23 protein-coding genes are annotated in these 26,009 nt (G+C 44.0%); 7 read left to right on the top strand and 16 right to left on the bottom strand.

Annotation, left to right across the window (positions count from 1 at the left end):
• Positions 1–21 precede the first annotated feature (21 nt).
• The 7 genes from aroB to pilM all read right to left on the bottom strand — a co-directional run bounded on the left by aroB (position 22) and on the right by pilM (position 5,828).
• On the bottom strand, positions 22–1,110 hold the full coding sequence (aroB, locus tag MHN79_RS09605; protein WP_239172706.1) for a 3-dehydroquinate synthase: 1,089 nt from the start codon (positions 1,108–1,110) through the stop codon (positions 22–24).
• Between the two features lie 31 nt (positions 1,111–1,141).
• Positions 1,142–1,660 (bottom strand): shikimate kinase AroK, encoded by a 519-nt coding sequence (gene aroK, locus MHN79_RS09600; RefSeq protein WP_152429376.1) that lies wholly within the window; start codon positions 1,658–1,660, stop codon positions 1,142–1,144.
• A gap of 243 nt (positions 1,661–1,903) precedes the next feature.
• Positions 1,904–3,262 carry a type IV pilus secretin PilQ gene (pilQ, locus tag MHN79_RS09595; protein ID WP_239172705.1) on the bottom strand — a complete coding sequence of 453 codons (1,359 nt, stop codon included), beginning with the start codon at positions 3,260–3,262 and terminating at the stop codon, positions 1,904–1,906.
• 10 nt (positions 3,263–3,272) lie between these two features.
• Entirely contained in the window at positions 3,273–3,791 is a 519-nt protein-coding gene (locus MHN79_RS09590; protein WP_239172704.1) for a pilus assembly protein PilP, read from the bottom strand.
• Positions 3,775–4,365: a type 4a pilus biogenesis protein PilO gene (gene pilO / locus MHN79_RS09585; RefSeq protein ID WP_239172703.1), complete on the bottom strand. Its 591-nt coding sequence runs from the start codon at positions 4,363–4,365 to the stop codon at positions 3,775–3,777. The genes MHN79_RS09590 and pilO overlap by 17 nt, the downstream gene beginning before the upstream one ends.
• Positions 4,358–4,915 carry a PilN domain-containing protein gene (locus MHN79_RS09580; RefSeq protein ID WP_239172702.1) on the bottom strand — a complete coding sequence of 186 codons (558 nt, stop codon included), beginning with the start codon at positions 4,913–4,915 and terminating at the stop codon, positions 4,358–4,360. Before MHN79_RS09580 ends, pilO begins: the two co-directional genes overlap by 8 nt.
• On the bottom strand, positions 4,905–5,828 hold the full coding sequence (gene pilM, locus MHN79_RS09575; RefSeq protein WP_239172701.1) for a pilus assembly protein PilM: 924 nt from the start codon (positions 5,826–5,828) through the stop codon (positions 4,905–4,907). Before pilM ends, MHN79_RS09580 begins: the two co-directional genes overlap by 11 nt.
• A 141-nt stretch (positions 5,829–5,969) precedes the next feature.
• Here pilM and MHN79_RS09570 point away from each other — a divergent pair, with 141 nt between their 5' ends.
• Positions 5,970–8,495 carry a PBP1A family penicillin-binding protein gene (locus tag MHN79_RS09570; protein WP_239172700.1) on the top strand — a complete coding sequence of 842 codons (2,526 nt, stop codon included), beginning with the start codon at positions 5,970–5,972 and terminating at the stop codon, positions 8,493–8,495.
• Between the two features lie 81 nt (positions 8,496–8,576).
• Here the strand turns inward: MHN79_RS09570 and oxyR are convergent, their stop codons facing one another.
• Entirely contained in the window at positions 8,577–9,467 is an 891-nt protein-coding gene (gene oxyR, locus MHN79_RS09565) for a DNA-binding transcriptional regulator OxyR (protein ID WP_152429369.1), read from the bottom strand.
• 151 nt (positions 9,468–9,618) lie between these two features.
• On the opposite strand from oxyR, the gene MHN79_RS09560 reads away from it, so the two are divergent.
• The 3 genes from MHN79_RS09560 (at position 9,619) to MHN79_RS09550 (ending at position 12,336) form a co-directional block, all read left to right on the top strand.
• Positions 9,619–10,347: a glutathione peroxidase gene (locus MHN79_RS09560; protein ID WP_239172699.1), complete on the top strand. Its 729-nt coding sequence runs from the start codon at positions 9,619–9,621 to the stop codon at positions 10,345–10,347.
• A 120-nt stretch (positions 10,348–10,467) separates the two neighbouring features.
• Entirely contained in the window at positions 10,468–11,940 is a 1,473-nt protein-coding gene (locus tag MHN79_RS09555; RefSeq protein WP_152429367.1) for a dihydrolipoyl dehydrogenase, read from the top strand.
• Positions 11,941–12,078: 138 nt separating this feature from the next.
• Positions 12,079–12,336 carry a DUF3624 domain-containing protein gene (locus MHN79_RS09550; RefSeq protein WP_239172698.1) on the top strand — a complete coding sequence of 86 codons (258 nt, stop codon included), beginning with the start codon at positions 12,079–12,081 and terminating at the stop codon, positions 12,334–12,336.
• A gap of 171 nt (positions 12,337–12,507) precedes the next feature.
• Here the strand turns inward: MHN79_RS09550 and argH are convergent, their stop codons facing one another.
• The 4 genes from argH to argC form a co-directional block, all read right to left on the bottom strand.
• Entirely contained in the window at positions 12,508–14,382 is a 1,875-nt protein-coding gene (gene argH / locus MHN79_RS09545; RefSeq protein ID WP_239172697.1) for an argininosuccinate lyase, read from the bottom strand.
• 237 nt (positions 14,383–14,619) lie between these two features.
• Complete coding sequence (locus MHN79_RS09540) at positions 14,620–15,834, bottom strand: argininosuccinate synthase (protein WP_239172696.1); 1,215 nt, start codon at positions 15,832–15,834, stop codon at positions 14,620–14,622.
• Positions 15,835–15,893: 59 nt separating this feature from the next.
• The gene (argB, locus tag MHN79_RS09535) at positions 15,894–16,688 is read right to left on the bottom strand and encodes an acetylglutamate kinase (RefSeq protein WP_239172695.1); all 795 of its coding nucleotides are present in this window, start codon (positions 16,686–16,688) and stop codon (positions 15,894–15,896) included.
• A 23-nt stretch (positions 16,689–16,711) separates the two neighbouring features.
• Positions 16,712–17,716 carry an N-acetyl-gamma-glutamyl-phosphate reductase gene (gene argC / locus MHN79_RS09530; RefSeq protein ID WP_239172726.1) on the bottom strand — a complete coding sequence of 335 codons (1,005 nt, stop codon included), beginning with the start codon at positions 17,714–17,716 and terminating at the stop codon, positions 16,712–16,714.
• A gap of 154 nt (positions 17,717–17,870) precedes the next feature.
• Here argC and argE point away from each other — a divergent pair, with 154 nt between their 5' ends.
• The 3 genes from argE to MHN79_RS09515 all read left to right on the top strand — a co-directional run bounded on the left by argE (position 17,871) and on the right by MHN79_RS09515 (position 22,778).
• Positions 17,871–19,007: an acetylornithine deacetylase gene (gene argE, locus MHN79_RS09525; protein ID WP_239172694.1), complete on the top strand. Its 1,137-nt coding sequence runs from the start codon at positions 17,871–17,873 to the stop codon at positions 19,005–19,007.
• Between the two features lie 203 nt (positions 19,008–19,210).
• Entirely contained in the window at positions 19,211–21,844 is a 2,634-nt protein-coding gene (gene ppc / locus MHN79_RS09520) for a phosphoenolpyruvate carboxylase (RefSeq protein WP_239172693.1), read from the top strand.
• 394 nt (positions 21,845–22,238) lie between these two features.
• Complete coding sequence (locus MHN79_RS09515; RefSeq protein WP_114785986.1) at positions 22,239–22,778, top strand: PadR family transcriptional regulator; 540 nt, start codon at positions 22,239–22,241, stop codon at positions 22,776–22,778.
• A 58-nt stretch (positions 22,779–22,836) separates the two neighbouring features.
• On the opposite strand, the gene cysE is transcribed toward MHN79_RS09515, so the two are convergent.
• From cysE to MHN79_RS09495, 4 genes are all read right to left on the bottom strand, one after another.
• Complete coding sequence (gene cysE / locus MHN79_RS09510; protein WP_160931527.1) at positions 22,837–23,658, bottom strand: serine O-acetyltransferase; 822 nt, start codon at positions 23,656–23,658, stop codon at positions 22,837–22,839.
• Positions 23,659–23,715: 57 nt separating this feature from the next.
• Entirely contained in the window at positions 23,716–24,750 is a 1,035-nt protein-coding gene (gene gpsA, locus MHN79_RS09505) for an NAD(P)H-dependent glycerol-3-phosphate dehydrogenase (protein ID WP_239172692.1), read from the bottom strand.
• 204 nt (positions 24,751–24,954) lie between these two features.
• Positions 24,955–25,422 (bottom strand): protein-export chaperone SecB, encoded by a 468-nt coding sequence (gene secB, locus MHN79_RS09500; protein WP_114785983.1) that lies wholly within the window; start codon positions 25,420–25,422, stop codon positions 24,955–24,957.
• A 134-nt stretch (positions 25,423–25,556) separates the two neighbouring features.
• On the bottom strand, positions 25,557–25,991 hold the full coding sequence (locus MHN79_RS09495) for a rhodanese-like domain-containing protein (protein WP_160931531.1): 435 nt from the start codon (positions 25,989–25,991) through the stop codon (positions 25,557–25,559).
• Between the last annotated feature and the right edge of the window lie 18 nt (positions 25,992–26,009).

Genomic DNA, 26,009 nt, shown 5'->3' with positions numbered 1-26,009 from the left:
CTACTGTCTAAAGCAAACAACTCAAATATCGCGACAAAAATCGATCGCTTGTCGAATAATCGATTCAGGCACACCTTTCACAACTTCGGCGCTACCAATTCCAGTAGGTAACACTAAACGCAGCTCACCAGAAAGTACTTTCTTGTCACGCATCATGTGTTTCATGAAGTCGTCAAAAGTCATGGTGTCTGGTGTATGCACAGGTAATTGTGCTTTTTCTAGTATAGAGAGAATTCGCTCCACTTGCTGTGGTGTAATAAGCCCTTGCAGCTCAGCTGTTTTCGCCGCCATCAAGGTACCGGAAGACACCGCCTCACCATGGAGCCACTTACCATAACCTAATTCAGCCTCAATCGCATGGCCAAATGTATGGCCAAGATTAAGCAAGGCGCGAATACCGGATTCTTTTTCGTCCTTTGCAACCACCTCAGCTTTGATTTGGCAACAACGTGAAATCGCATAGGTCAGAGCTTGCTCATCTAACGCATATAAGTCGTCAAGGTTATCTTCCAACCAGACAAAAAATGCCTCGTCGTAGATAATCCCGTATTTAATCACTTCAGCAATACCTGCAGCAAACTCTCTCGCTGGTAAAGTCTTCAGACAATCAGTATCTATAATAACGGATTTAGGCTGATAGAAAGCACCTATCATATTTTTGCCTAACTTATGATTGACTGCAGTTTTGCCGCCAACAGATGAATCGACTTGAGATAGCAGAGTCGTCGGGATCTGGATAAAATCAACGCCACGTTGATAACAGGCTGCCGAAAATCCAACAAGATCACCAATAACCCCACCACCAAGAGCAATTACCACCACGTCACGAGCATAATTACCTTCGAGCAAATAGCTCATGACAGTATTGAAGGTATCCAGTGATTTATATTGCTCACCATCAGGCAATTCAAGCACTGATGCCTCACAGCCAAGGTGTTCAAGAAGAGTTAGTATTTTATGTGCATATAATGGTGCAACCGTGACGTTAGTGATCACAACCACTTTTTGTTTGGCAGATAAAAATGAAAGGTGGGCCGGATCACTAAATAATCCGGCGCCAATTGAAATTGGATAGCTACGCTCACCTAAGCTGACCGTAATCCTTTCCATGGGTATTCTCCAGTTGCTAATATTTAACGTATTAACGTTCTTCTAGCATTTTTACAATCTGGTTGGCTACCACTTTTGCACTTTGATCGTCAGTTCGCACTGTGTAGTCCGCAATTTCCTCATAAAGAGGGTTACGTTCACCAGCTAGCGACTCTAGCACATCTCGCGGGTTATCCGTCTGTAATAAGGGACGTTTTTTGTCACGATTAGTACGTGCAAGTTGCTTTTCTATTGTTGTTTCCAGATAAACAACAATTCCGCGCGCAGAAAGACGATTGCGGTTTTCTTTGCTATTGATTGAACCACCGCCTGTCGCCAGAACAATACCTTGCTCTTCGGTCAGATCGTTGATCACCCTTTCTTCGCGCACACGAAAGCCGTCTTCACCTTCAACGTCAAATACCCAAGCGATATCAGCGCCTGTGCGTTCTTCAATTACGGTATCCGAATCCACAAACTCCATATGAAGCTGTTGAGCGAGATGTCTACCAATTGTACTTTTGCCAGCACCCATAGGTCCAACAAGAAAAATATTGCGTTTTTCAGCCATGTTTAGCAGTAATTTACAACGTTAATTCAATGACATCGCCACAAGAAAGCCAGATAAATCCAGCCCAAGATATGCCTGTGGCACCAATTCCTCACAGATAATTCGTGATAAGACCCGAAATTATCTAGGTAAGGTGACACTATTGCAAATTTATTTTCATCTCATTTTGGATTTGTTAGGGGATAATTATTATTTATGCTTAAGTTTCATGCAATTAACACCCTATTAATTTGCTCTATTGTCTTACGGAGTAATCAAAGTCGGTGTGACAAAAATAAGCAGTTCACTTTTTCCCATTTGCTGATAACTCCGACGAAAAAGCCCTCCTAATAACGGAATGTCGCCCAAAAGTGGCACTTTATCAAGGGCATCTGACACACTATGTTGATAAATGCCGCCCAACACTATCGTCTCGCCATCATTAACTAGTACCTGAGTACCAATGCGTTGAGTATCTATGGCGACAGCTTCTCCTGTGCCTGTTTTCACAACTTGGCCCGGCCTATCTTGCGTAACCTTAAGGTCAAGGATTAGGCGATTATCGGCGGTTATCTGAGGCGTTACCTTGAGGCTTAATACCGCCTTTTTAAAGTTAACGCTGGTAGCACCACTCGAAGCTGCTTCCAAATAAGGAATTTCTGTACCTTGTTCTATGTACGCAGCCTGCTTGTTGGTAGTAATCAAACGTGGGCTAGAAATAACCTCAGCTCTTGACTCTCTTTGCAGCGCAGATAACTCAAGATCAAGCAAGACTCCACTACTCAATTTAGCGACTTGAAAAGCAATTGTCGAGGCAGTGTTAGATGCAACTGAAAGATCAACATTAAGGAAGTCATCAATGCTGGATTCACCTTCTGAATATAAGCTTATGTTTGATAAATTATTTTCTATCGAACCGCCAAGAGTATAATTGCCCTTTATCGCATTGAGTCCCCAACGAACACCCAGTTCTTGAACATCACCTTCACTCAAACTCACAATACGCGCTTCTATTTGTACTTGTTTTACAGGCACATCGAGTGCTGAGATAATGACTTTCATCGCCTCAATATAAGTAGCTTGATCGCGAATCAAGAGCGCATTGGTTCTTGTATCTACAGAAATAGCACCGTGCTCTGACAGCATGGAGGTTGCCGCATCACCTCCTAATATTGCGGCGATCTCTGTGGCATTGGCAAACCGCATGGCAATAATTGCAGACTGCAATGATTGCGGTTCAGACACTAAAGCATCATCAATGAAGTTTGCATCTGATTTTTTAAATACCAACAAACCATCACCAATCTGGCGCTTATCAAGACCCTTAACCAACAGAATCATATCGAGCAATTGCGACCAGTAAACATCGTTGAGCCTTAACGTCACAGACCCAGATACAGAATCAGACACCACGATATTAAAGTCGCCGTAATCAGCTATATGCTGCAACACACTCCGTACAGGAATATCTTCAAAGTTAACCGATAACCTGCGGTCACTCATATCCACTTTTTGAATGTTATCTTGATAAGAAGGGGAATGTTCCTCAGCGTGGACAAACTGACAATAGAAAAATAAGCCAATCAATAAGGGCCAACTTTTACCAATTCTGTTTTTCTCCATTTAGTTAATCCTAACGTGAGATTTTCAATCTAGTGTCTGCTACCAATTGACATTGCCCATCCTCCAGAGTCCATCGTCTTATCGTGAGTACCTTGGAACTAATGTCGGTTATTATGTTCTGTTCAAGACCAATCCTCTGTCCAATAACTCCTCTTATTACCTCCCCGCCAGGAAGCTCAATTAAAGCGATATAGTCTGTGTTTCGCCCGATAATCCCAGCCAGTCTCAAATCATCCAGTGGCAGATTGATCAAATTGTTATTTGAAACGTTATTAGACTGCGGGCATTGATTACTTGAGTGGGTGGCTTTATTAATCGACTCTGGAATAGAAAAAGGATCGCGTTTTAATTCAAAGGATTCATCCAAACTATATTGGGAAAAGCCACTATGAAGCTGCGCAAAGTCACTAATAGTTTCAGATACATCTCTCGGTGTATCACTGACTTCTAATAACAAAGGGTCTTGATTCGCTTTGCAGCCAAATAAAAAACCACACAACAACGCAACAATTTTAGCTCTTGTTATCAAGTTCAAAACTCCCCATACCAAGAGTAAGTGTCCCCTTCATACGCAGGCCATCACCTTTTCCTTTACGTCTAGTCCAATCAACACTTTTAAACTGAATAAAAGAAGGGGCATTAGAGACAAAATGAAAAAAGGCGACGAGTTCTCGATACTCACCATAAAGCTCAATTTCAAGTTCTGGATTAGACCTATCATTGGCTTTTTCTGTGCCGATTTGAATTATGCTCGATATCTGCAAAGAATTTTGCTTTGCTAACGCGCTTAAATCTTTAACCACTTTTGGCAACCTTGCAGGAGACGATAATTGCTCCTTAAATTGGCTTTCTATTTTTTGCAGTGCTCTTAGCTCACTCTGTAGTTTTTTATCGGGCAACACTGTGCTACTGGTTAACTCTAGCGTTTGCTTTAATAGGCGCTCTTTACTTAGCAAAGAGTCGAGTAAGACCATATGCGGCCGCATATAAAGCAAAAAACCAACCATTAAGACAAAGGCTAGATAGCCACCAAGCAAACAGACTCGGACTACTCGGCTAAGCTTAGTAATCGAAAGAGAGGCAAAGTAGTTTGACTCAATCATAAGCATCTTCAACCAAAGAAAATTGCAGCGAAAATGATTGATAGCCGAGTTGAGCATCTTGCTGATAAGAACGCAGCTCTGACATCCGTACCGAATGCGTTTGAGAAGATTCACTAAGATTGGTAAGAAGCGTGTCAATTCCCTTCACGGTTGTAGCAACCCCTTGAACATCAACTCGTGCGCCGCTCAAACTAATATGATTGAAATAGACGTCTTCTGGTATCAACTCAGCTAGAGTATGCATAGTAATAAGAGGATAAGTGCGCTTAGCATCTAATCTCGCCAAGTGATTAATGTTAGATTTAATTGTGTCTATATCCTGACGCAGCGAATAGACTTGCTTTTTTCTTTGCTCAAGCCATTGAATTCGCTCATTCAGCTTCAACACCCTTAACTGCTGAATGGCGACTTGTGATGCAAGGTAATATGTCAGTTCACAACTGATAAAAATGCCCAACGCAGTAACCAAACACAAACCAAGGAGCAGCTGGCGCAATTGTTCTCTATGATGCCTCTCTCTCCACGGGACAAGGTTGATGTTATGTGTCATCAAGGCTCTCCAACCATTGCTTACCGCTAAGCGCCAGCCCCAAAGCTCGAGAAAATTCACCGAATAATAGGGGTTGGTTGTTGATATTAGATTCCAGCAATTTCAACAAAGGCAGAACGATACAGGTAAGCTTCCACTCAGGAATCGACTCCAGTACTAACTCAGGATTCAAGCGAGATTCACCTGTCAGCCATATGCCTTCAGGCTTGATGTTCAATAGATGTATATGCAGATATAAACTTCTAAGCCCATTACTCAGTGTGACTTTCGTGCTACCAGACTCAAACGCATGATACACACAACCTTGCAGCTCAGATTCAAAGTAAACTGCCAACTGGGAACTATTCAACTCAATAAGTAACCAGCTATCTTGTTGATAGTGAGCAACCGCATTTCGCCAAATTTGCATCAGATTGAACGAACATGGGTTAATGAACAAAGGTTTCAATCTTGCTTGAGAACAAACGGACATCAAGTCATCAATATTACGTTTATGAGCGGCGTATACTTGATAAGCCCTGCTATGCGTTTCGCTATGACTGGGCAAAGCTACAAAATCAAAGTAGAGTTGGTTTGGGTCTATCACTAAATGCTCAGAGAGCGCCTGCTTGATAGCAAATTGAAATTCATCTTGATTTAATCGGCTATCTAACTGTAATTGCTTAGTTATTACCATATTATCTGGAATGCTCAGACAAACTTTACGACTAAATAATGGTAAAGCCTTTCTTAGTTCTTTGAGTTTCTTTACAATTTCCTGATAATTTGACCTGTCATTATCAGTAAGAATGTCCGCGTCAACCGACACTTGATAACAACCAACAAGTTTGCAAGTGTTTTTTCCGGGCTTTAAAACCACAGCTTTAATAAACTTGTGGCCAATATCAACGCCCGTAATGAATGATTGACTCATGCAGCTCAGCTCCGTCAGGTTAGCGTCACCCACTAATTTAAATCATTGATTTTGTGGGAACATAAACACATATGAGCTACGTTTTTAGCTTAAACTGTAAGAGTTTGCATAACGTAAGCGTAATTAATCAGGGATTCTCCGGTGAAGTTCATAAAGCGATTGTTTATTTTCGTATTGGTTTGCACACTGCTTGGGATTGGAACCATTTTTGGTTTCTATCTTTATGTCAAACCTGAGTTGCCCGATGTTGCAACATTAAGAGATGTAAAACTGCAAACGCCTATGCAGATATTTAGTCAAGACGGCAAACTCATCTCTCAGTTTGGGGAAAAGCGACGCATACCTGTCACTTATGACGAAATTCCACCTCACCTAATCGAAGCACTGATAGCAACTGAAGACAGTCGCTTCTACGAACACCCGGGCATTGATCCAATTGGTATTACCCGTGCTGCACTTGTCGTCGCCGTTTCAGGCTCAGCGAAACAGGGCGCAAGTACTATTACTCAGCAGCTGGCACGTAATTTTTTCCTCTCAAACGAGAAGAAGATTATGCGTAAGATTAAAGAGATTTTTATTGCCATTCACATTGAACAACTACTCAGTAAACAAGAAATTATGGAGTTGTATGTCAATAAAATTTTCTTGGGTTACCGTTCTTATGGTTTTGGCGCAGCAGCACAAACGTACTTTGGCAAAGATTTAAAGGATCTCACCCTGAGCGAAGTTGCAACTCTTGCAGGCATGCCAAAAGCACCTTCGACTATGAACCCGATCTACTCCATTGAGCGTGCAACCAATCGCAGAAATGTTGTCCTCCAGCGCATGTTGAATGAAGAATACATCACTCAAGCCGAATACGACCAAGCACGAAATGAGGTCATTATTTCCCGTTATCACGGCGCAGAAATAGAGCTTAATGCACCTTATGTTGCCGAACTCGCGCGCGCTTGGATGGTGTCTCGATATGGAGAAGAAGCATATACATCAGGCATGAATGTTTATACTACCGTCGATTCTAAGCTGCAGTCAGCCGCGAATGAGGCCAGTATCAACAACTTAATTGCCTACGATGAAAGACACGGCTACCGAGGTGCAGAAAAAGTTCTTTGGCAAGAAAGTCAGACACCACTAAACACTCAAGAAATGGATAAAATACTATCCAAAGTTCCCACATACGGTGAGCTAACTCCTGCGATAGTAACCAGTGTCACAGCTCAGCAAGCTAAAGTTTGGGTAAAAAATCAAGGCGCTCAAACCCTAGGTTGGGACGGTATCAAGTGGGCTCGTAAGTTTTTGACTGATGAGCGACAAGGACCAGCCCCAAGCTCAGCCACTGAAGTACTTACGGCAGGAGAACAGATTTGGGTGCGCCCGATTGAGACACTTACTGATAACCAAGAGCAAAGTACAACCTGGCATCTGGGCCAAGTGCCTAATGCGAATACTGCCTTTGTCGCAATGAACCCTGAAAATGGTGCTGTTATGTCTCTTATTGGTGGATTCAACTTTGTCCACAATAAGTTTAATCGTGCCACTCAATCAGTAAGACAAGTTGGTTCAAGTATTAAACCTTTTATTTACTCCGCAGCTATAGATAAAGGGTTAACCCTCGCAACCTTAGTGAACGATGCCCCGATTAACCAGTGGGATAAAAGCCAAGGTACAGCGTGGCGCCCGAAAAACTCCCCGCCAACTTATATAGGACCGACCCGCTTACGAATTGGCCTCGCTCAATCCAAAAATGTCATGGCTGTTCGAGTGCTACGAGAGGTTGGACTCGATGAAACACGCCAATATTTGACTCGCTTTGGCTTTGACATTGATCAGTTACCTCGCTCTGAGACTATAGCGCTGGGGGCAGGCAGCTTAACTCCGATGAAAATGGCGCAAGGATACTCGGTATTTGCCAACGGTGGCTACTATGTCGAGCCCTATTACATCAGTAAAGTCGAAGGCCCTTTTGGTGATTTAGAGTTTGAGGCGAAGCCCAAAATAATTTGTCGTGATTCATGCCTTTCTGAAGGCTCAGATGAGCAAAGTAATGAGTTTTTAGAGCAGGACATTGATCCCATTGATGTTGAGCAGAGTGCCCAATATGCCCCTCAAGTCATTTCAGAGCAAACCGCATTTTTGGTACGCGAAATGATGTACAGCAACATATGGGGAGGAGGCAACTGGAGTGAAGGTACGGGCTGGAACGGAACTGGATGGAGAGCGCAAGCGCTCAAACGCCGAGATATTGGTGGTAAAACCGGTACTACCAACGATTCCAAGGACACTTGGTATAATGGCTATGGTCCCGGTATGGTGGCAATTTCTTGGGTAGGCTTTGACGATCATACTCGTAAGCTAGGCCGCACTGTACCCAACAGCAATCTTGGTAAAGATCAAAATTCGGGCGTAGAAGCTGGCGCCAGAACAGCCCAGCCCGCTTGGGTCGATTTTATGAAAGTCGCTTTGGCTGGCGTTCCATCTCAGGAAAAAGAAATTCCTGCCAATATTGTCAGGGTGAGAATCGATCGTAACTCAGGCTTATTGACTAATAAGTTTGATGCAAGTTCGATGTTTGAGTATTTCCTGGAAGGTACAGAGCCAAAAGACTTTGTCAGCGATGAAGTGACAGACAGTATCTATACCTCAGCAGAAAACGAAGAACTCTTCTAAGTGATATCTCCCGATATAAAACTATCGGGAGTATTCCAACAAGCCGCGTTAAAAAGATTAGTATCTTTTCACGCCTAGAGATTATTTCTTCTCTAACTGCTGCTTTATAGCTTCAGCTAATTGTTCAAAACGAGCTCGTAGTGGAGAGCCAGGGCGATAAGCGACGACAATGCTTCGAGAAGGCACTGGGTTTGTCGCTTTCACATAACAAACCCCATCTTTATATTTTTCTTTGGGTAAAGATAATTCAGGTAACAAGGTAATACCCGCACCTGCAGCGACCATGTTACGCAATGTTTCAAGGCTGGTCGCTTTAAAACGCTCATCATCTTTTGCTCCAGCAGCAAAACAAAAGCCTAGTGCTTGATCTCTAAGACAATGCCCATCACCTAAAGCTAATACCGTTTTACCATTCAACTCCAACATATCGACTTTATCTAGCTTTGCCCATGGATGATCACAAGGAACGGCAATACTCAGTGGCTCTTCATAAACTTCAATTTCCTTAAATGGCTCGGTTTCAGCTACAGAAGCCAAAACTAAACAATCTAACTTACCATCTTCTAACTGCCTAACCAGTTGATTAGTCTGAGCCTCATGTAAAAACAATTCAAGCTCAGGAAATTGCTCTTTTAGTACAGGGACAATTTTAGGCAGTAAGTAAGGACCAACGGTTGGGATAAAGCCGATATGCATAGGGCCTGTCATGGCTTTTCCTTGGCCGCTCGCCATATCACGGAAGGTCTTCACCTCAGATAAAACTCGCTTGGCTTGCCCAACCAACTGAAGGCCAGCATCAGTGAATAAAACGCGCCGACTGCTTCGCTCTAATAAGGCCGTGCCTATCTCATCCTCCAATTTACGAATTTGGCCACTCAAGGTCGGTTGACTGACAAAGCACGCTTCCGCGGCTTTACGGAAATGATTATGTTCTGCCAGAGCCACCAAATACTCGAAATCACGGATATTCATTTTTTCATTTACCCATAAAAATAGAAAAAACCTATCGATACCATAGCATCTAACGATTGGAGCTATCAAAGTAAATTTCAAATAATAGCTCCATCGACATCAAGCACATCAGCTGCTGATACAATTTTTAATCTTTTCAAAGGAATCAGTAATGTTTACATCGAAAGAAGGCCATGAAGTACCACAAGTCACATTCCCAACTCGTCAAGGCGATGCTTGGGTAAACGTCACCAGTGACGATATTTTTAAAGACAAGACTGTGATTGTATTTAGTCTACCAGGTGCCTTCACTCCTACTTGTTCTTCAAGCCACCTGCCACGCTACAATGAATTATTCCCAGTGTTCAAAGAGCATGGCGTAGATGAAATCTTGTGTGTTTCTGTCAATGACACCTTTGTAATGAATGCTTGGAAAGCCGATCAAGAAGCGACCAATATCACCTTCTTACCAGATGGTAATGGCGAATTCACTGATGGCATGGGAATGCTTGTTGAGAAAAATGACATCGGCTTTGGCAAACGCTCATGGCGCTATAGCATGCTAGTCAAAAATGGCGTGGTTGAAAAAATGTTCATTGAACCGAATGAGCCTGGCGACCCATTCAAAGTCTCTGACGCAGATACCATGCTTGGCTATATTGCCCCTGATCACAAGACTCAAGAATCTATTACTGTTTTCAGTAAACCTGGCTGTCCTTTCTGCGCTAAAGCAAAACAGAGTTTGATCGACCATAATCTTCAATACGAAGAAGTTATCTTGGGCAAAGATGCTACTACGGTCAGCTTACGTGCTATCTCAGGTCGCGCAACCGTACCACAAGTTTTCATTGGTGGAAAACATATAGGCGGCAGTGAAGAGCTTGAGTCTTACCTAGGCTAACAATCTATTGGGGGTATACCTCACTACTTTTGCGCTCTGAGCTCCAGTGCCAAGCGCGATACTCAATATCATCACCGAAGCAATAAGTTGCTTCGGTGGTTTATCTGACAGGAATAGAAAATGAAACAGCTTAATGTCGATGTTGCAGTGATTGGCGGTGGAACTGCTGGTTTAGGTGCCTATCGCGCGGCCAAAGCGCATACCTCAAGCGTGGTTATGATTGAAGGTGGCCCATACGGCACCACTTGCGCTAGAGTCGGTTGTATGCCATCGAAACTTCTGATAGCAGCAGCCGAAAGTGTGCACCAAATTGAGAAAGCACCACAGTTTGGTGTTCATCCACAAGGCAATATTACTATCAATGGCCGTGAAGTGATGGACAGGGTCAAAAGAGAACGCGATCGTTTCGTTGGCTTTGTTCTAGAAGGGGTCGATGAAATACCCGCCCAAGACAAAATTGTTGGTTATGCTCAGTTTGTTGATAACAACACGCTAAATATCGATGGACACACTCAAGTAACCGCCAAGCGTATTGTAATTGCAACAGGTTCTCGACCTGCTTACCCAAATGTTTGGAATGAGCTGGGAGATCGCCTAGTCATTAACGATGATGTTTTTGACTGGGATGACTTACCAAAATCTGTTGCTGTATTTGGTCCTGGTGTTATTGGATTGGAGCTTGGCCAAGCTTTACACCGCCTCGGTGTTGAGATTAAGTTGTTTGGTCTCGGCGGCCAAGTTGGTCCGCTGACTGACCCAGAAGTGATGAGCTATGCTGATAAAGCATTTAAACAAGAGTTTTATTTGGATGCCGACGTCAAAGTGGAACAAATGAAGCGTATCGCAGCTTCCGATGGTTCGAAAGAAGATAAAGTTGAAATCCAATTTATCAACCATGATGGTGAACTTGAGACCTTTATCGTTGATTACGTTCTTGCCGCAACAGGTCGTCGACCAAATGTGGATAAGCTTGGACTCGAAAATACATCCATTGAGTTAGATGAACGTGGTGTACCTACGGCTGACCACTACACACTGCAAACCTCGGCAGACAATATATTTATTGCTGGTGATGCAAGTAACCAAATCCCTTTGTTACACGAAGCCGCCGATCAAGGACGCATAGCAGGCGATAACGCCGGACGCTACCCAGACATCCGCGCAGGACTTCGCCGTTCATCCATTTCGGCTGTGTTCTCCGACCCTCAAATCGCTATGGTAGGAGAAAGTTTCAAGCAGCTTGAAACTCGGCTAGGAAACTGCGGCTGCTTTGCGACCGGTGCGGTATCTTTTGAAAACCAAGGCCGCTCGCGAGTCATGCTGCGCAATCAAGGTCTATTACATGTTTATGGTGAACAAGGGACGGGACGCTTCCTTGGAGCAGAGATGATTGGGCCAAACGCCGAACATTTAGCCCACCTACTCGCTTGGGCACACCAAAACAAAATGACGATATCCGAAATGCTGGATATGCCCTTTTATCACCCAGTGATAGAAGAAGGTGTTAGGACTGCGTTACGTGATCTCAATGCGAAACTGCACCTAGGGCCAGAGATGATCAAGCACTGCCTTGACTGTGGGCCTGGTTGTTAGAACTCGTATAACCAATGCATTTTTAGCGAGCCACATGGCTCGCTTTATTTTTATCTTACACAGGTAAAAATTTACTCAAAAATCGCTTTCAACTAAGCTAACACATGATTTTAGTGAAACTGGTAAGCAATCTACCTTATGGCATGCAAATACTGTGAGAAACCTTGGTTTTGGAAAAAGGTGGGGCGATGTCAGCGCTGCATGATCCAGCTAGCCTGTCTTTCGATAATAACTTGGGTACTCTGGTGGTATCTAGGAAAGCACAGCCCTAAATCCATCGAATCTATATCGATACTGGTAGCAGGATTTGCTTTTCACTCCCTACTCTTTCTTCATCTCTGGATGCGCTTTGTTATTCTCCCTTGGCGAAGAAGCAAATATAAGATCAAAACTTGAGCTCATTTTTCGAAGCAACAAGCGAAAAAAAGCCCCAAAACCAATTTCGGTCTTGGGGCTCTCTTAGATAATTCTAAGAAAAAGCAGTGGTATTTTAATAGACCCTGCTTTTTGGATAAGGTTCCACAAAAATGCGATCTTTTTTGATCTTTTTAAAAACTACGCGACTTATTATGCAACATTCGCTCGCGCTATCGATTTCTCCACCAGGTTAATCTCCAGCGCGACTTCATCACACGCATGCTGACGAGGACACTGCTCGCAGTCTTTCAAGACTTTTTCAGGCAACAAAGATTTAGAGGTTGGCAAAAATTGTATCTTCATAAAGAACTCTGGGGTTCGGGTAAGGACAAATACTTTCTTAATCGCCATTTGGCGGGCTTTCTCAACCAAGTAATGCACAATGGCACTCCCTTGGCCTTGGCCCTGCCAGCCAGCCTCAACACCCAATGAGCGTATTTCTGCCAATCCGGAATCATACACATAAAGAGAAGCACATCCTGTCACTTCACCGTGATGCTCGGCTACCGCAAATGACCCAATATCACGAATCAACTCGCTACGAGAACGTGGCAGGTTTTCTCCCATGTTTGCCCAATACGCCACCATACCTTCCAAAGATTCTATATCCGTCAAACGCGCTGGACGAACATTCACAGCGTAGGCATCACGGGCGATCAAACGACCTTCTGCTTGTTCAACAGCATGAGCGACCTGCTTTGGTGATACTCCGCCTAACGCACTGCGTTTTTCCAAACATGAATCAATGGTTAAGATCTCATAGACATCGTGTTCGATGACAGAAGAAAATTCTTTCAGCTCTGAGATTGATAACTCTTCAAGTGCACATCCTTTAGCAATTGCGCCGACGACAGCAACACCGACAATATGATGAGCCTCGCGAAACGGAATACCTTTAGCTACGAGATAATCCGCCAACTCAGTCGCATTCGCATACCCTTGTTTAGCCGCTTCTAACGTGCGCTGCTCGTTAACTTTTATCCCATCAAAACACAGAGCAGCCATCTCCATGCAATCATTCCAAGTATCTAAAGCGTCAAACAATCCTTCCTTGTCTTCTTGCATGTCCTTGTTGTAGGCAAGAGGAAGCGCTTTTACTGTCATCATCATGCCAGCAAGTGAACCGTAGACGCGGCCAGTCTTGCCACGGATCAGTTCTAATGCGTCTGGATTTTTCTTTTGTGGCATCAAAGATGAGCCTGAGGTTACTGTATCTGCAAGCTCGATAAAGTTAGACTCACCAGAATTATAAAAGATCATATCTTCGGCCAGACGAGATAAGTGCAGCATAGAAATGGAGGCCACTGACATCAGCTCCATCACGTGATCACGATCAGATACTGAATCAAGTGAATTACGAGTTGCACGATGAAAACCTAAGTTGTGAGCCAGTTTTTCCCTGTCAATCGGATACGCAGTTCCAGCCAACGCGCCAGAACCTAGAGGGCAGGTATCTAAACGTTCAATTGCATCTTGCAGGCGTGAATAGTCTCTTTCAAACATTTCGACATAAGCCAGGCACCAGTGTGCAAAAGTGACAGGCTGAGCACGTTGCAGATGCGTGTAACCAGGCAACACAGTCGCTTGGTGCACCTTAGCCACAGAAACCATTTGTGATTGCAGACGGTCCAAAGCCATAAGTAGCTGCTGGCCTTGTTGACGACACCATAATTTGAGGTCAGTCGCCACCTGATCATTACGAGAACGGCCGGTATGAAGCTTTTTGCCTAGGTCTCCGACCTTGCCAATTAACTGCTGCTCAACCCAAGAATGGATATCTTCTGCATCAGAGCTTAGGATCTGATGCGGATCTTCCATAACCGCCAGTTTTAGCTCATTCAAGGCTAACTCTAGCTTTTGTTGCTCTTGCTCAGATAACACACCGACAGATAGCAATGCTTTAGACCAAGCAATAGAGCCAACGATATCTTGCTCTGCTAATCGGTAATCAAAACGCAATGAATCGTTAAATTCCTTGAATCTTGTGTCTGCTGCTTGGGTAAATCTTCCGCCCCATAATGCCATTGCGTCTCTCCTGATTACCAGTGCTCATTTGCTCGATGAACAGCTTCGTTTTCTACGTCACTCTGGGTTCAACCCAGTTTTAATCTTATGCTGCAAAGTTACGGCAATTTGAACAAAAAATAAAGTATAAATTCATTATTTATACATATTTATTCAAGTTAATTTATTTTGAGCCGAGATAAAGTAAACAAAAAAACCCATTCGCAATGCAAATGGGCTCGTTTGAATTATCTGCTATTACTTATTCTGATGTTTAAGTGTCCGAATACGGCTGGACAAAGAATAGAGGCGAATAAAGCCCTCAGCATGGCTCTGATCATACACTTCATCCTCACCAAAAGTTGCAAACTCTTCACAGTATAAGCTGTTTTGAGAACGTTTCTGCGTTACTGTGGCTTGGCCTTTGTACAGTTTGATCACCACTTCACCACTAACATCCTGAGCCAACTCTTCTGATGCTGCCAAAATTGATTTGCATAAAGGCGTAAACCAGCGTCCGTCATATACTAGATGTGAAGCTTTTACCCCGAGCTCTTCGCGGAATTCAAAAGCGGTTTTATCAAGCACCAATTGCTCCACTGCACGCAGCGCTTCCATCATTATGGTGCCCCCAGGGGTCTCATAACAGCCGCGAGACTTCATGCCAACCAAACGGTTTTCGACAATATCAATGCGGCCAATACCGTGCTTAGCCCCTTTTTGATTCAGGTAGACAAGCGTATTGTATGGCGTCATATTTTCACCATCGACCGTTACAACTTCACCTTTCTCAATTTTTAAGGTGACATACTCGGCTTCATTTGGCGCTTGTTCAGGGTCAACAGTCCAAACCCAGCAATCTTCATTAGGCTGATTCCAAGTATCTTCAAGTACGCCGCCTTCCGTTGAAATATGCCAAGCATTCGCATCTCTTGAATAGATTTTAGTTAGAGAAGCAGTACATGGGATATTACGCTCAGCAAGGTAATCAAGACACTCTTCACGGCTGACAAGATCCCATTCGCGCCACGGAGCAATAACATGCAGATCGGGAGCTAAGGCTGCAAATGCACCTTCAAAACGCACTTGATCGTTACCCTTGCCAGTACATCCATGACACAAAGCATCCGCACCCACTTTACGTGCAACCTCTACCTGCGCTTTTGCAATAATAGGACGAGCCATTGAAGTGCCGAGTAAATATTTACCTTCATAACAAGCCCCTGTTTTTAAGGTTGGATAGATGTAATCCGCAACCATGGCTTCTTTAAGATCCGCAACATAACATTCAGAGGCCCCTGATGCTTTGGCTTTAGCTTCAATGCCTTCTAACTCTTCAGCACCTTGTCCCACATCAGCAACAAAAGCGACCACTTCACAATCATAGTTTTCTTTAAGCCACGGGATAATTACCGAGGTATCAAGACCGCCAGAGTATGCGACAACAACTTTACTGACTTTTACTTTACTCATTTCTACTTCTCTCCAAAATTTCAGCCCTGCACATGGCGGTCAGTGCTGTAGGTAATTCTTTAATTATTCGGTAAAAACTGGGTGCCGATACTTTCCCCAGCAAATAGCTGCGCGAGCTTCTCTGGATAGCGCCAAGTTGCTACCTCAATAGAGCGTCCGAGCGTATTGGCAGCTTCCAATGCCGCCTTGACTTTGACAATCATGCCATCGGTGATCACATGGCCATTGATAAGGCTTTGAGCTTCTTTATCATCAAGGCTATTTATAAGATGCCCTTTACCATCGAGCACACCACTCACATCCGATAGCAATACAAGGTCAGCGTCCAAGGCTCCAGCAACCGCGACGGCTGCCTGATCGGCGTTGACATTCATCATTTGTCCATTAGCCGTGATGCCAATTGAGCTAATAATTGGTAAAGCGCCACTATCGAGAACCGCTTGTAATAGGGTTGAGCTTCCCGGTGTTGCTGTACCAACTGCGCCAAGCTCGGGATCCAACTCTTCAACCTGACACAAACCACCATCGGCAAGGCTTAAACCAATCGCATTCAAACCATCCTTGATCGCTTGGCCTTGCAACATTTTGTTCGCGGTCCCAGCCAAAGCGCCTGTAATCAAAGGGATTTGTTCATAGGGTGTTACACGCAAGCCATCTTTTTTGACTGTTTCCAGCTGAAACTTGTCCATAAGTTCATCCACCAAGCAGCCGCCTCCGTGAACAATGACGATCGGTCGCTGAGCCGAACTTTGATAATCTGCAATCGCACCAAAAACCTGACTCAATGTCTTAGAACACGACAATGCAGCGCCGCCGAGCTTTATCACTAATGGGGTTTGTTCGTTCTCTGTCATTACTTTTCCTTTTGCCTGCTTGTTTATACAAGGGCAGTTAATTCTGCAAATCCATAGTGGATATTGAGGCATTGCATCGCCTGACTCGAAGCACCCTTAAGTAAGTTATCTATCGCAGAAACAACAATGATGTGCTCGCCCTGAACCTTCCAGTTGATATCGCAAAATGGCGAATTCTCCACATTCTGAATACTAGGTAATTCTGCAGATAGTAAGCGCACCGCAGGTTTATCTTGGTAGGCGATTTGAAATGCCTTTTCGACGCATTCTTGAGTCACACCTTGAGCTAACTTCATGGTTATTGTCGCCAAAATACCGCGTTTAAAGTTACCAAGATGAGGAGTAAATATAATGTCTGCACCAAGGTGGGTCGCAATCTCAGGTTGGTGACGATGAGAAAATACGCCGTAAGGCGTCAAACTAACTTCACAATAGCTGTTGGTCATGGATGCTTTACGACCAGCTCCTGACACACCGCTGGTTGCGTTAATTACTGGCCACTGTCTAACATCTAAAAGCTTCGCCTCAACCAGCGGCTTTATCGCAAGCTGTGAAGCTGTGGGATAACACCCAGGTACAGCAATCAACTGAGCTTGCTTAATGCTATCGCTGTTCCACTCTGCCAAACCGTAAGCCGCAGTCTCTAACCAATTTTGATGCTGATGCTCAAAGCCATAAAATTGCTCATAAAAACCTTCTTGCTTAACTCTAAATGCACCCGACAAATCAAAAACTTGGCAACCTTTGGCAAGGAAAATAGGTGCTAAGTCATGACTGACTTGGTGATCGGTTGCCAGAAATACCACATCACTTTGAGCAGCCACGAGCTCAGGGTCGTGCAAGGCTTCTACTGTATGGTTCACCACACCTGATAGCTTGCCATGCAATTGGGAAATACATTTACCTGCGTCTACACTCTTGGCTGAAACATATAAACCCGATAGTGTAAGCTGTGGGTGTTTATGCACCATTAGGGCGAGTTCAGCCCCTGTATAACCGCTGGCACCAATAATTGTGGTTTTGAGCATATCGAACATCCGACTAACCTTTAAAAATTACAGTTACTAATGATTATAAATCTTAAAATAACCATCAATATCGGTTTTTTATTCATTTAAATTGATTTATTATGTGTTTTACCTTCATTAATCATTTATGTCAACAGGCAAAGCGAAACTAATTATGCAACTACCCAGTTTTATCGAGGTCTATCAAGGCCTGATATCCACCTCATCAATCAGTTCGACTGACCCAAGCTGGGATCAGGGAAACGCACGTGTGATTGAAAAACTAGACTCGTGGATGCAATCACTCGGCTTTGAAACTGATGTAATCAAAGTCTCGGCAGGAAAATTCAATCTACTGGCTAAAAAGGGAACGGGCGAGGGTGGACTGCTACTTGCTGGCCACAGTGATACGGTTCCTTTTGACCAAGGGCGTTGGAATTTCGACCCACATAAACTGACCCAAGCTGACAATCGCTTTTATGGGCTTGGCACTGCTGACATGAAAGGCTTTTTCGCATTCATTTATGAAGCGGTAAAAAAAGTTGACTGGAGCAAGCAAACCAAGCCCTTATATGTGCTGGCGACATGTGATGAAGAAACAACCATGCTCGGGGCACGGCATTTTACTGATAACAGTCCTATTGAACCTGATTACTGTATTATTGGTGAGCCTACCAGCCTAGTTCCAATCCGTGGCCACAAAGGACATATGGCTAACTCTATCCGGGTGACGGGCAAATCAGGTCATTCATCTGATCCGGCTCTTGGTGTTAATGCGATTGAGATTATGCATGAAATCTTATTTGCCATGATGCAACTGCGCGACCGACTTATTAAAGATTATCACCACCCAGGATTCGCCATTCCAAGTCCCACTCTCAACCTTGGTCATATACACGGAGGGGATAGTGCTAATCGAATCTGTGGCTGTTGTGAGCTGCACTACGACGTACGTCCATTACCTGGAATTAGCTTAGATAGTTTGGACAATATGCTACGCAGCGCGTTAAAGGAAGTTGAACTAAAGTGGCCCGGAAGAATTGAAATCACCGCTCTCCATGAGCCTATTCCTGGTTATGAATGTCAGCATAATCATCCGTTTATAAAAGGGATGGAAGAAATATCTGAAACAGACAGTGAAACAGTTAACTATTGCACTGAAGCGCCTTTCTTGCAGCAGCTTTGCCCAACACTTGTCCTCGGCCCAGGTTCAATAGAACAAGCGCACCAACCCGATGAGTATCTTGGCTTTGAGTTTATCGAACCGACCATAGACGTGCTCTCCAAAGCAATGCATAAATATTGTTTCTAGTTTAGTAAAGGCCGCTTTTTCACTGGCCCTAGTTTGTAATAAATTTTCAGTATTGGGCAAAAGCAGCCTAATACTGAAATTAGCGAGCCTAGGTTAACCTTGCACTACTATGCAAGAGTATTTGACTCTCATTGATATTTTTCGCTAGATTGTCTATTCAACAAGGAACAATGGATGTAATTTTTTTACAAGGTAGGATAATAATGAACGAAAAATACTCTGCTCTCAGAAGCAATGTGAGCATGCTGGGGCATTTATTGGGTAATACCATCAAAGATGCTCATGGTGATGCCCTTCTGGAAAAAGTAGAAACCATTCGTAAGCTTTCCAAATCTGCTCTCTCCGGTAATAAATCAGACAGAGAAAGCTTAATAGAAGAAATAAAAAACCTACCTGACGACCAACTTACCCCTGTTGCTCACGCCTTTAATCAATTTCTCAACCTCACCAACATGGCAGAGCAATATCACACCATTTCTCGCCACTGCGACACAGATGTCAACGAACCCGATGCCATTAAAGCTTTGTTTTCAAAACTCAACCAAAATGGTATTAGTCAGCTAGATACTGCCCAAGCTATTCGTGATCTCAATATAGAACTCGTGCTCACAGCGCATCCAACAGAAATCACACGTCGTACCATGATCAACAAGCTGGTCAAGATTAATAAGTGTTTATCAAAGCTCGATTTAAATGAACTTTCCAGTAAAGAGCGGTTAAAAACCGAACGTCGGCTTGAGCAATTAATCGCACAGGGGTGGCACTCAGATACGATACGTCAGCAGCGCCCTACTCCTCTTGATGAAGCCAAATGGGGCTTCGCCGTGGTCGAGAACTCACTGTGGGAAGCCGTGCCAGACTTTCTGCGTGAATTAGACGGGAAAGTACGTGAGTATCTACAAGAAGGCTTGCCGATTGATGCGAGACCCGTTCACTTTTCATCATGGATGGGGGGAGACCGAGACGGTAATCCGTTTGTCACACACACCATTACTCGTGAAGTCATGCTGCTATCTCGCTGGAAAGCAGCCGATCTCTACCTCAATGATATCAATGAATTAATCAGTGAGCTTTCCATGACGCGCTGCAATGAAGCTGTACGATCACTGGCTGGTGAAGATGAACATGAACCTTATCGCGCCATTCTTAAACAGCTTCGTTCGCTACTTACCGACACCAAGGCCATCCTTGATGGAAAAATCAAAGGCCAAAAAATTGCTATTAAAGCGCCGCTGCAACAAGTGGAGCAGCTATGGGATCCTCTGTATGCCTGCTATCAGTCATTACATCAATGCGGCATGGGCATCATAGCGGAAGGCTCTCTCCTAGATACACTGCGCCGTATCAAAGCCTTTGGGGTTCATTTGGTTCGTTTGGATATTCGCCAAGAAAGTACACGCCACTCGGATGCATTATCAGAGTTAACCCGCTATCTGGGGATTGGAGATTACAATCATTGGAATGAGCAAGATAAAATCGCTTTTCTAACCAATGAACTAGCTTCTAAAAGACCTTTGCTCCCAAGAGATTGGCAACCTTCTGAAGCGGTAAAAGAAGTACTTGATACGTGTAAAATTATCGCCACTCAGCCACGTGAAGCATTTGGTGCCTATGTGATTTCCATGGCTCGCACGGCATCAGATGTGCTCGCGGTGCATTTATTACTTCAAGAAGCAGGTTGCCCCTACCGTATGGATGTATGCCCGCTGTTTGAGACACTTGATGATCTGAATAATGCTGAGTCGGTTGTCAAACAGCTGATGGGAATTGATTTATACCGAGGTTTTATCCAAAACCATCAAATGGTTATGATAGGCTACTCAGACTCAGCAAAAGATGCTGGCGTCATGTCTGCTGGTTGGGCCCAATATCATGCTATGGAATCATTGGTCAAAGTTGCAGAAGAAGAAGGCGTTGAACTGACCTTATTCCATGGCCGAGGGGGAACTATTGGACGTGGCGGTGCTCCAGCCCACGCTGCTCTGTTATCGCAACCTCCTAAAAGCTTAAAAGGAGGATTAAGAGTCACGGAGCAAGGTGAAATGATCCGCTTTAAACTCGGACTTCCAGAGGTTGCGGTAAATAGCTTTAATCTTTATGCAAGCGCAATTTTAGAGGCTAACTTACTACCGCCACCTGAGCCGAAGCAAGCATGGCGTGATCAGATGAATCTTCTGTCTAAAATCAGTTGTGAAGCGTATAGAAATATCGTTCGAGGTAAGCCTGACTTCGTGCCATATTTTCGTCAAGCAACACCAGAACTTGAGCTAGGCAAATTACCACTTGGATCTCGCCCGGCAAAACGCAATCCAAACGGCGGAGTCGAGAGCCTACGTGCAATACCATGGATATTTTCTTGGAGTCAGAACCGCTTAGTCCTACCTGCTTGGCTAGGAGCTGGTGAAGCGATTCAACACTCTGTCGACAAAGGACATCAAACTCTATTGGAAGAAATGTGTCGCGAGTGGCCATTTTTTTCTACCCGCCTTGGTATGCTGGAAATGGTCTACACCAAATGTAATTTAGAGATCGCTCGCTATTACGATGAGCGATTGGTTGAAGAAAAATTGCAACCTTTAGGTGAACAATTACGCCAGCAGCTGAGTAAGGACATCAAAGCGGTATTAAATGTTGAAAACAATGAAAATTTAATGCAAAGCGATCCTTGGGGGCAAGAGTCCATTCGCTTACGCAACATCTATGTTGAGCCTCTCAATATGCTCCAAGCGGAGTTACTGTACCGCAATCGCCAAAATAGCTCGGCTTCTCCTGAACTAGAGGAGGCTTTAATGGTAACCATTGCGGGCATCGCAGCCGGAATGCGCAACACTGGATAGTCGCAGTGAACTATGATTTGGGGCTGATTTAATCGACAGCCCCAATGCATCTGATGCTAAAAACACCAAATACATAAAAACAAAAAACCAAAAGACAAACTAAAAAAGCAAAGGTTTAGAATATTATGCTGATAAAAAGATTTATTGAGTTAATTATCAGTTTTTTACCATTATCGGCCCTTCTATTCTACTTTATGCTTATTATTTAGATATAATACTTCTCCTTTGCGATGAATAATAAAATTACAGATCGCTCTAGGTGATAAAACGGCTTTTAAGGTGACATGGCCAACATTGTTGGCGCTGCTTGTGTCTCTACTGATGATAAGTGCCAAAGAAGCACAACAGTAGCAAAGCAGTTATTAGTATTTATTTGACCATTTGGATTAAAGACATGTCATTACCACACGTTATCCTAACAGTTCTAAGCACACGCGATGCCACTGGATATGATATCACCAAAGAATTTTCAGCCACTATTGGCTACTTTTGGAAAGCAAGTCATCAACAAGTTTATCGTGAGCTCAACAAAATGGCTCAGAACAAACTCGTTACTTGCGTACTTGAGCCCCAAGAAGGCAAACCCGACCGCAAAGTATACTCAATCACAGATGCGGGACGAGTCGCACTCGGAGAATGGTTCGATCAACCAACAGCTCACCCAACCGTTCGCGATGAGTTCTGTGCCAAATTGATGGCATGCGCTGTGCAGCCCTCAGCACCTTACCATCAACAACTTGCGGAGCTGGTCGAGGAATCTCGCAAGCTTGTCTCGCATTACAAAGAGATTGAAAGCGCTTACTATTCTAAACCTGCAACTCTCGACAAACAGCAGCGTCTTGAGCGCTTAACACTTCGTCGTAACCTACTCGTGCGCCAAGCTTGGGTAGAGTGGGCTGAAGAAGTGCTTGCAGAGCTGACAGCTCTAGCATAAGCAAGATTAAAAAAGGTTGGCATAGCACCAACCTTTTTTATCGAATTAATATGGTCGTTTAGATACCATCACCACCCACAAAGCTTTGTGAACGTCCATTAAATTGCTGGTCCATATCAAGCGATGGTTTATCGGTTTTGGGCCTACCCACAATCTTAGCGGGCACACCAGCAGCAGTTGTATGTGGCGGCACAGGTTGTAGCACCACAGAGCAAGAACCAATCTTAGCCCCTTCCCCAACTTCAATATTACCAAGAATTTTGGCCCCTGCACCAATCATGACGCCTTCACGTATTTTCGGGTGTCGATCACCACAAGCTTTACCAGTACCACCTAATGTAACATCTTGAAGGATTGATACGTCATTCTCGACAACAGCCGTTTCGCCAATCACAATGCCTGTTGCGTGATCGAGCATGATTCCCTGACCTATGCGCGCCGCCGGATGAATATCCACCTGACAAGCCACCGAAATTTGATTCTGCAAATAGGTCGCTAGAGCAACTCGTCCTTGTTTCCATAGCCAATTCGCCACGCGATACCCTTGCAGTGCATGGTAGCCTTTCAAATAAAGCAAAGGCATTGAATACATGGAAACAGCAGGATCACGGTTGACCGTCGCGCAAATATCACAAGCGGCAGCTTCAATGATAGTGCTATCAGCACTGAAGGCTTCTTCAATCACTTCACGGACAGCCATTGCAGGCATAGAAGCCGTATTAAGTTTATTGGCTAAGATGTAACTTAACGCCGAAGCCAAACTGTCATGCTTAATGATGGTTGCATGATAAAAGCTGGCTAGCATGGGCTCCTGCTCGGATAAGTCACGAGCCTCCCTTACCACCGCTTGCCAAACTTTCTGTTTCTCACAATGTTTCATTTCTAAACCTTACATCTGACTACTACAAGGCGCCTTGAAGCTTAATATTGCCCAGCTTTAGGCTTCTGCTTTTTTATCACGAGCAAGCAAATCTCTCGCAGCAAGGTGCGCATCTTTACCTTGATACAACACTTGGTATATTTGGTCAACGATTGGCAGTTCAACCCCTACCCTTTTTGACAGCAACCATACTTCTTTAGTGTTACGATATCCTTCAACTACCTGACCAATCTCATCCTGTGCCACTTGCACACCTTTACCTTCTCCTAATGCCAGCCCAAAACGGCGGTTACGAGACTGGTTGTCGGTACAGGTCAAAACCAGATCACCAAGTCCAGCCATGCCCATAAACGTCTCCGCTTGAGCTCCAAGTGCTGTGCCAAGTCGAGTCATCTCAGCAAGCCCTCGGGTGATCAGCGCGGTGCGAGCATTGGCACCAAAGCCTATCCCATCAGACATGCCTGCTCCAATTGCAATCACATTCTTAACCGCACCCCCAAGCTGCATGCCGATAAAATCGCTATTGGCATACACTCGAAAGGTCTTACTGCAATGTATCTTGTCTTGAAGATCAGTAACAAAGTCTTGATCGGGTGAAGCAACGGATATTGCTGTAGGCATACCCATTGCTAACTCTTTAGCAAACGTCGGCCCAGATAGAACGGCTAAAGGATAGGTATCGCCAATAATTTCTGTGGCAACATCTTGAAGTAAACGCCCTGTCTCAGGTTCAAGTCCTTTGGTCGCCCAGCACAATCTAGAATCAGAGCGGAGGTGAGGGTGAACTTTAGCTAGTACATCAGAAAATACGTGGCTTGGTACGACAACAAGCAAGTCCCGACTAGCTTTGACCACCTTTGCCAAATCAGGCTCTATTATCAGAGACGAAGGGAACTCTATTCCTGGCAAAAAGGCATGATTGGATCGATCAGATTGCAAGCGTGCCATATGCTCAGGATCGTGCCCCCACAGCATCACATGCGCACCATTTCGTGCCAATGATATCGCGAGTGATGTTCCATAAGAGCCCGCACCAAGTACCGCCATGGCTATATTTTTACTGTCGTTATTCATGCTGTGTGTGTCTGTCATGAGTGTACCTGAGTCCTATTAAAGACTATGACGCCATAGACTTGGGTCGTTAAGTTAAATATTTATCCTGATAGTAAACAGGTTATCAGAAGCTAAGCAATATTGTACGTCGCAAATGAAAAATGCACAGTGCATATCGACATGATTGCTCTGTGCATTTAATTCAACGTTAGGGCTTTTTGTCCCTGTCACCGTTTTTGATGATTAAGCTTCCGCTTTACCTTCTTCTTGAGCTTGCTGCTGCAAGTAGTTCATGAACAAGGCGTCAAAGTTAACAGGCGCAAGGTTTAGCTGCGGGAAAGTACCTTTAACCACTAGGCTTGAAATAGTTTCGCGCGCATATGGGAAAAGGATATTCGGGCAGAACGCACCTAAACAGTGAGCAAGCTGACCTGACTCCATTTTTTCTGCTGTGAAGATACCACCCTGCTGAACTTCACACAAAAATGCCGTTTCTTCAGCATTTTTAACTGTCACCGTCAAGCGAAGTACCACTTCGTACACCCCCTCACCAAGCTCACGGCTTTGAGTATCTAGGTCAAGCTTTACATCTGGCTGCCAATCTTTTTGAAACATACCTGGAGAGTTAGGCGCTTCAAAAGACACATCTTTTAGAAAGATACGTTGAATTGCGAAGTTTTGAGCTTCTTGTTGTGGTGCTGCTTCAGCCATTTTAAAATCCTTTGTAATCGAGTTGTCTACTTTAGACTTACAGAGAGGTTTACTCACGAACTCAGTGATAATTATGAGCTCACGCCTCTTAAACAAACGCTACGATATCAAGCAACGTCTAAAACTATTGAAAATTATTTTTTGCCTTTCACCAAGGGGAGGTTTGCTTCATTCCAAGCAATAAGGCCATTCTTAAGTAGACTGACATTTTCAAATCCACCTTTTGCAAGAAGATTCGCACTTTCTTGCGATGATTGGCCTGTCTGGCATACCACGATAATTGGGTTAGATTTCTGATTTTCAAGTTTACCCAAGTTACCAGCTTTAATGTCGGAAGGTAAAATGTGAACTGCGTCCGTAATATGCCCCTTTCGGAAGTCTTCTTTACTGCGAATATCAACCACAACGCCTTGCTCTCGATTCATCAAATATGTGGTCTGTGAGGCGGTAATTTCTTTATAAGCTGCTGTGCTTGATTTCACTATATTCATGATAAGGGCAATCAATATGCCTACCCAAACCAAAGAAAGGATCATATTTTCTTGAAAAAATGCGATGTACTCTTGCATGTCCTGCGCTCTTCGATA

This window comes from Vibrio sp. Of14-4 (genome assembly GCF_022347625.1).
GTDB classification, from domain to species: Bacteria; Pseudomonadota; Gammaproteobacteria; order Enterobacterales; family Vibrionaceae; genus Vibrio; species Vibrio pristinus.
The sequence above is the reverse complement of the archived record's forward strand: the minus strand, read 5'-3'. Positions and strand labels throughout refer to the sequence as shown.

Coding starts and splice junctions, on each gene's coding strand:
- gpsA (WP_239172692.1), bottom strand. CDS start 24,750: ATGACAGACACACACAGCATGAATAACGACAGTAAAAATATAGCCATG.
- MHN79_RS09560 (WP_239172699.1), top strand. CDS start 9,619: ATGTTTACATCGAAAGAAGGCCATGAAGTACCACAAGTCACATTCCCA.
- aroK (WP_152429376.1), bottom strand. CDS start 1,660: ATGGCTGAAAAACGCAATATTTTTCTTGTTGGACCTATGGGTGCTGGC.
- argH (WP_239172697.1), bottom strand. CDS start 14,382: ATGGCATTATGGGGCGGAAGATTTACCCAAGCAGCAGACACAAGATTC.
- pilM (WP_239172701.1), bottom strand. CDS start 5,828: ATGAGTCAATCATTCATTACGGGCGTTGATATTGGCCACAAGTTTATT.
- MHN79_RS09555 (WP_152429367.1), top strand. CDS start 10,468: ATGAAACAGCTTAATGTCGATGTTGCAGTGATTGGCGGTGGAACTGCT.
- pilO (WP_239172703.1), bottom strand. CDS start 4,365: ATGATTGAGTCAAACTACTTTGCCTCTCTTTCGATTACTAAGCTTAGC.
- MHN79_RS09550 (WP_239172698.1), top strand. CDS start 12,079: ATGGCATGCAAATACTGTGAGAAACCTTGGTTTTGGAAAAAGGTGGGG.
- argB (WP_239172695.1), bottom strand. CDS start 16,688: ATGACAGAGAACGAACAAACCCCATTAGTGATAAAGCTCGGCGGCGCT.
- oxyR (WP_152429369.1), bottom strand. CDS start 9,467: ATGAATATCCGTGATTTCGAGTATTTGGTGGCTCTGGCAGAACATAAT.
- MHN79_RS09495 (WP_160931531.1), bottom strand. CDS start 25,991: ATGCAAGAGTACATCGCATTTTTTCAAGAAAATATGATCCTTTCTTTG.
- secB (WP_114785983.1), bottom strand. CDS start 25,422: ATGGCTGAAGCAGCACCACAACAAGAAGCTCAAAACTTCGCAATTCAA.
- ppc (WP_239172693.1), top strand. CDS start 19,211: ATGAACGAAAAATACTCTGCTCTCAGAAGCAATGTGAGCATGCTGGGG.
- MHN79_RS09580 (WP_239172702.1), bottom strand. CDS start 4,915: ATGACACATAACATCAACCTTGTCCCGTGGAGAGAGAGGCATCATAGA.
- argE (WP_239172694.1), top strand. CDS start 17,871: ATGCAACTACCCAGTTTTATCGAGGTCTATCAAGGCCTGATATCCACC.
- MHN79_RS09540 (WP_239172696.1), bottom strand. CDS start 15,834: ATGAGTAAAGTAAAAGTCAGTAAAGTTGTTGTCGCATACTCTGGCGGT.
- cysE (WP_160931527.1), bottom strand. CDS start 23,658: ATGAAACATTGTGAGAAACAGAAAGTTTGGCAAGCGGTGGTAAGGGAG.
- pilQ (WP_239172705.1), bottom strand. CDS start 3,262: ATGGAGAAAAACAGAATTGGTAAAAGTTGGCCCTTATTGATTGGCTTA.
- MHN79_RS09515 (WP_114785986.1), top strand. CDS start 22,239: ATGTCATTACCACACGTTATCCTAACAGTTCTAAGCACACGCGATGCC.
- argC (WP_239172726.1), bottom strand. CDS start 17,716: ATGCTCAAAACCACAATTATTGGTGCCAGCGGTTATACAGGGGCTGAA.
- aroB (WP_239172706.1), bottom strand. CDS start 1,110: ATGGAAAGGATTACGGTCAGCTTAGGTGAGCGTAGCTATCCAATTTCA.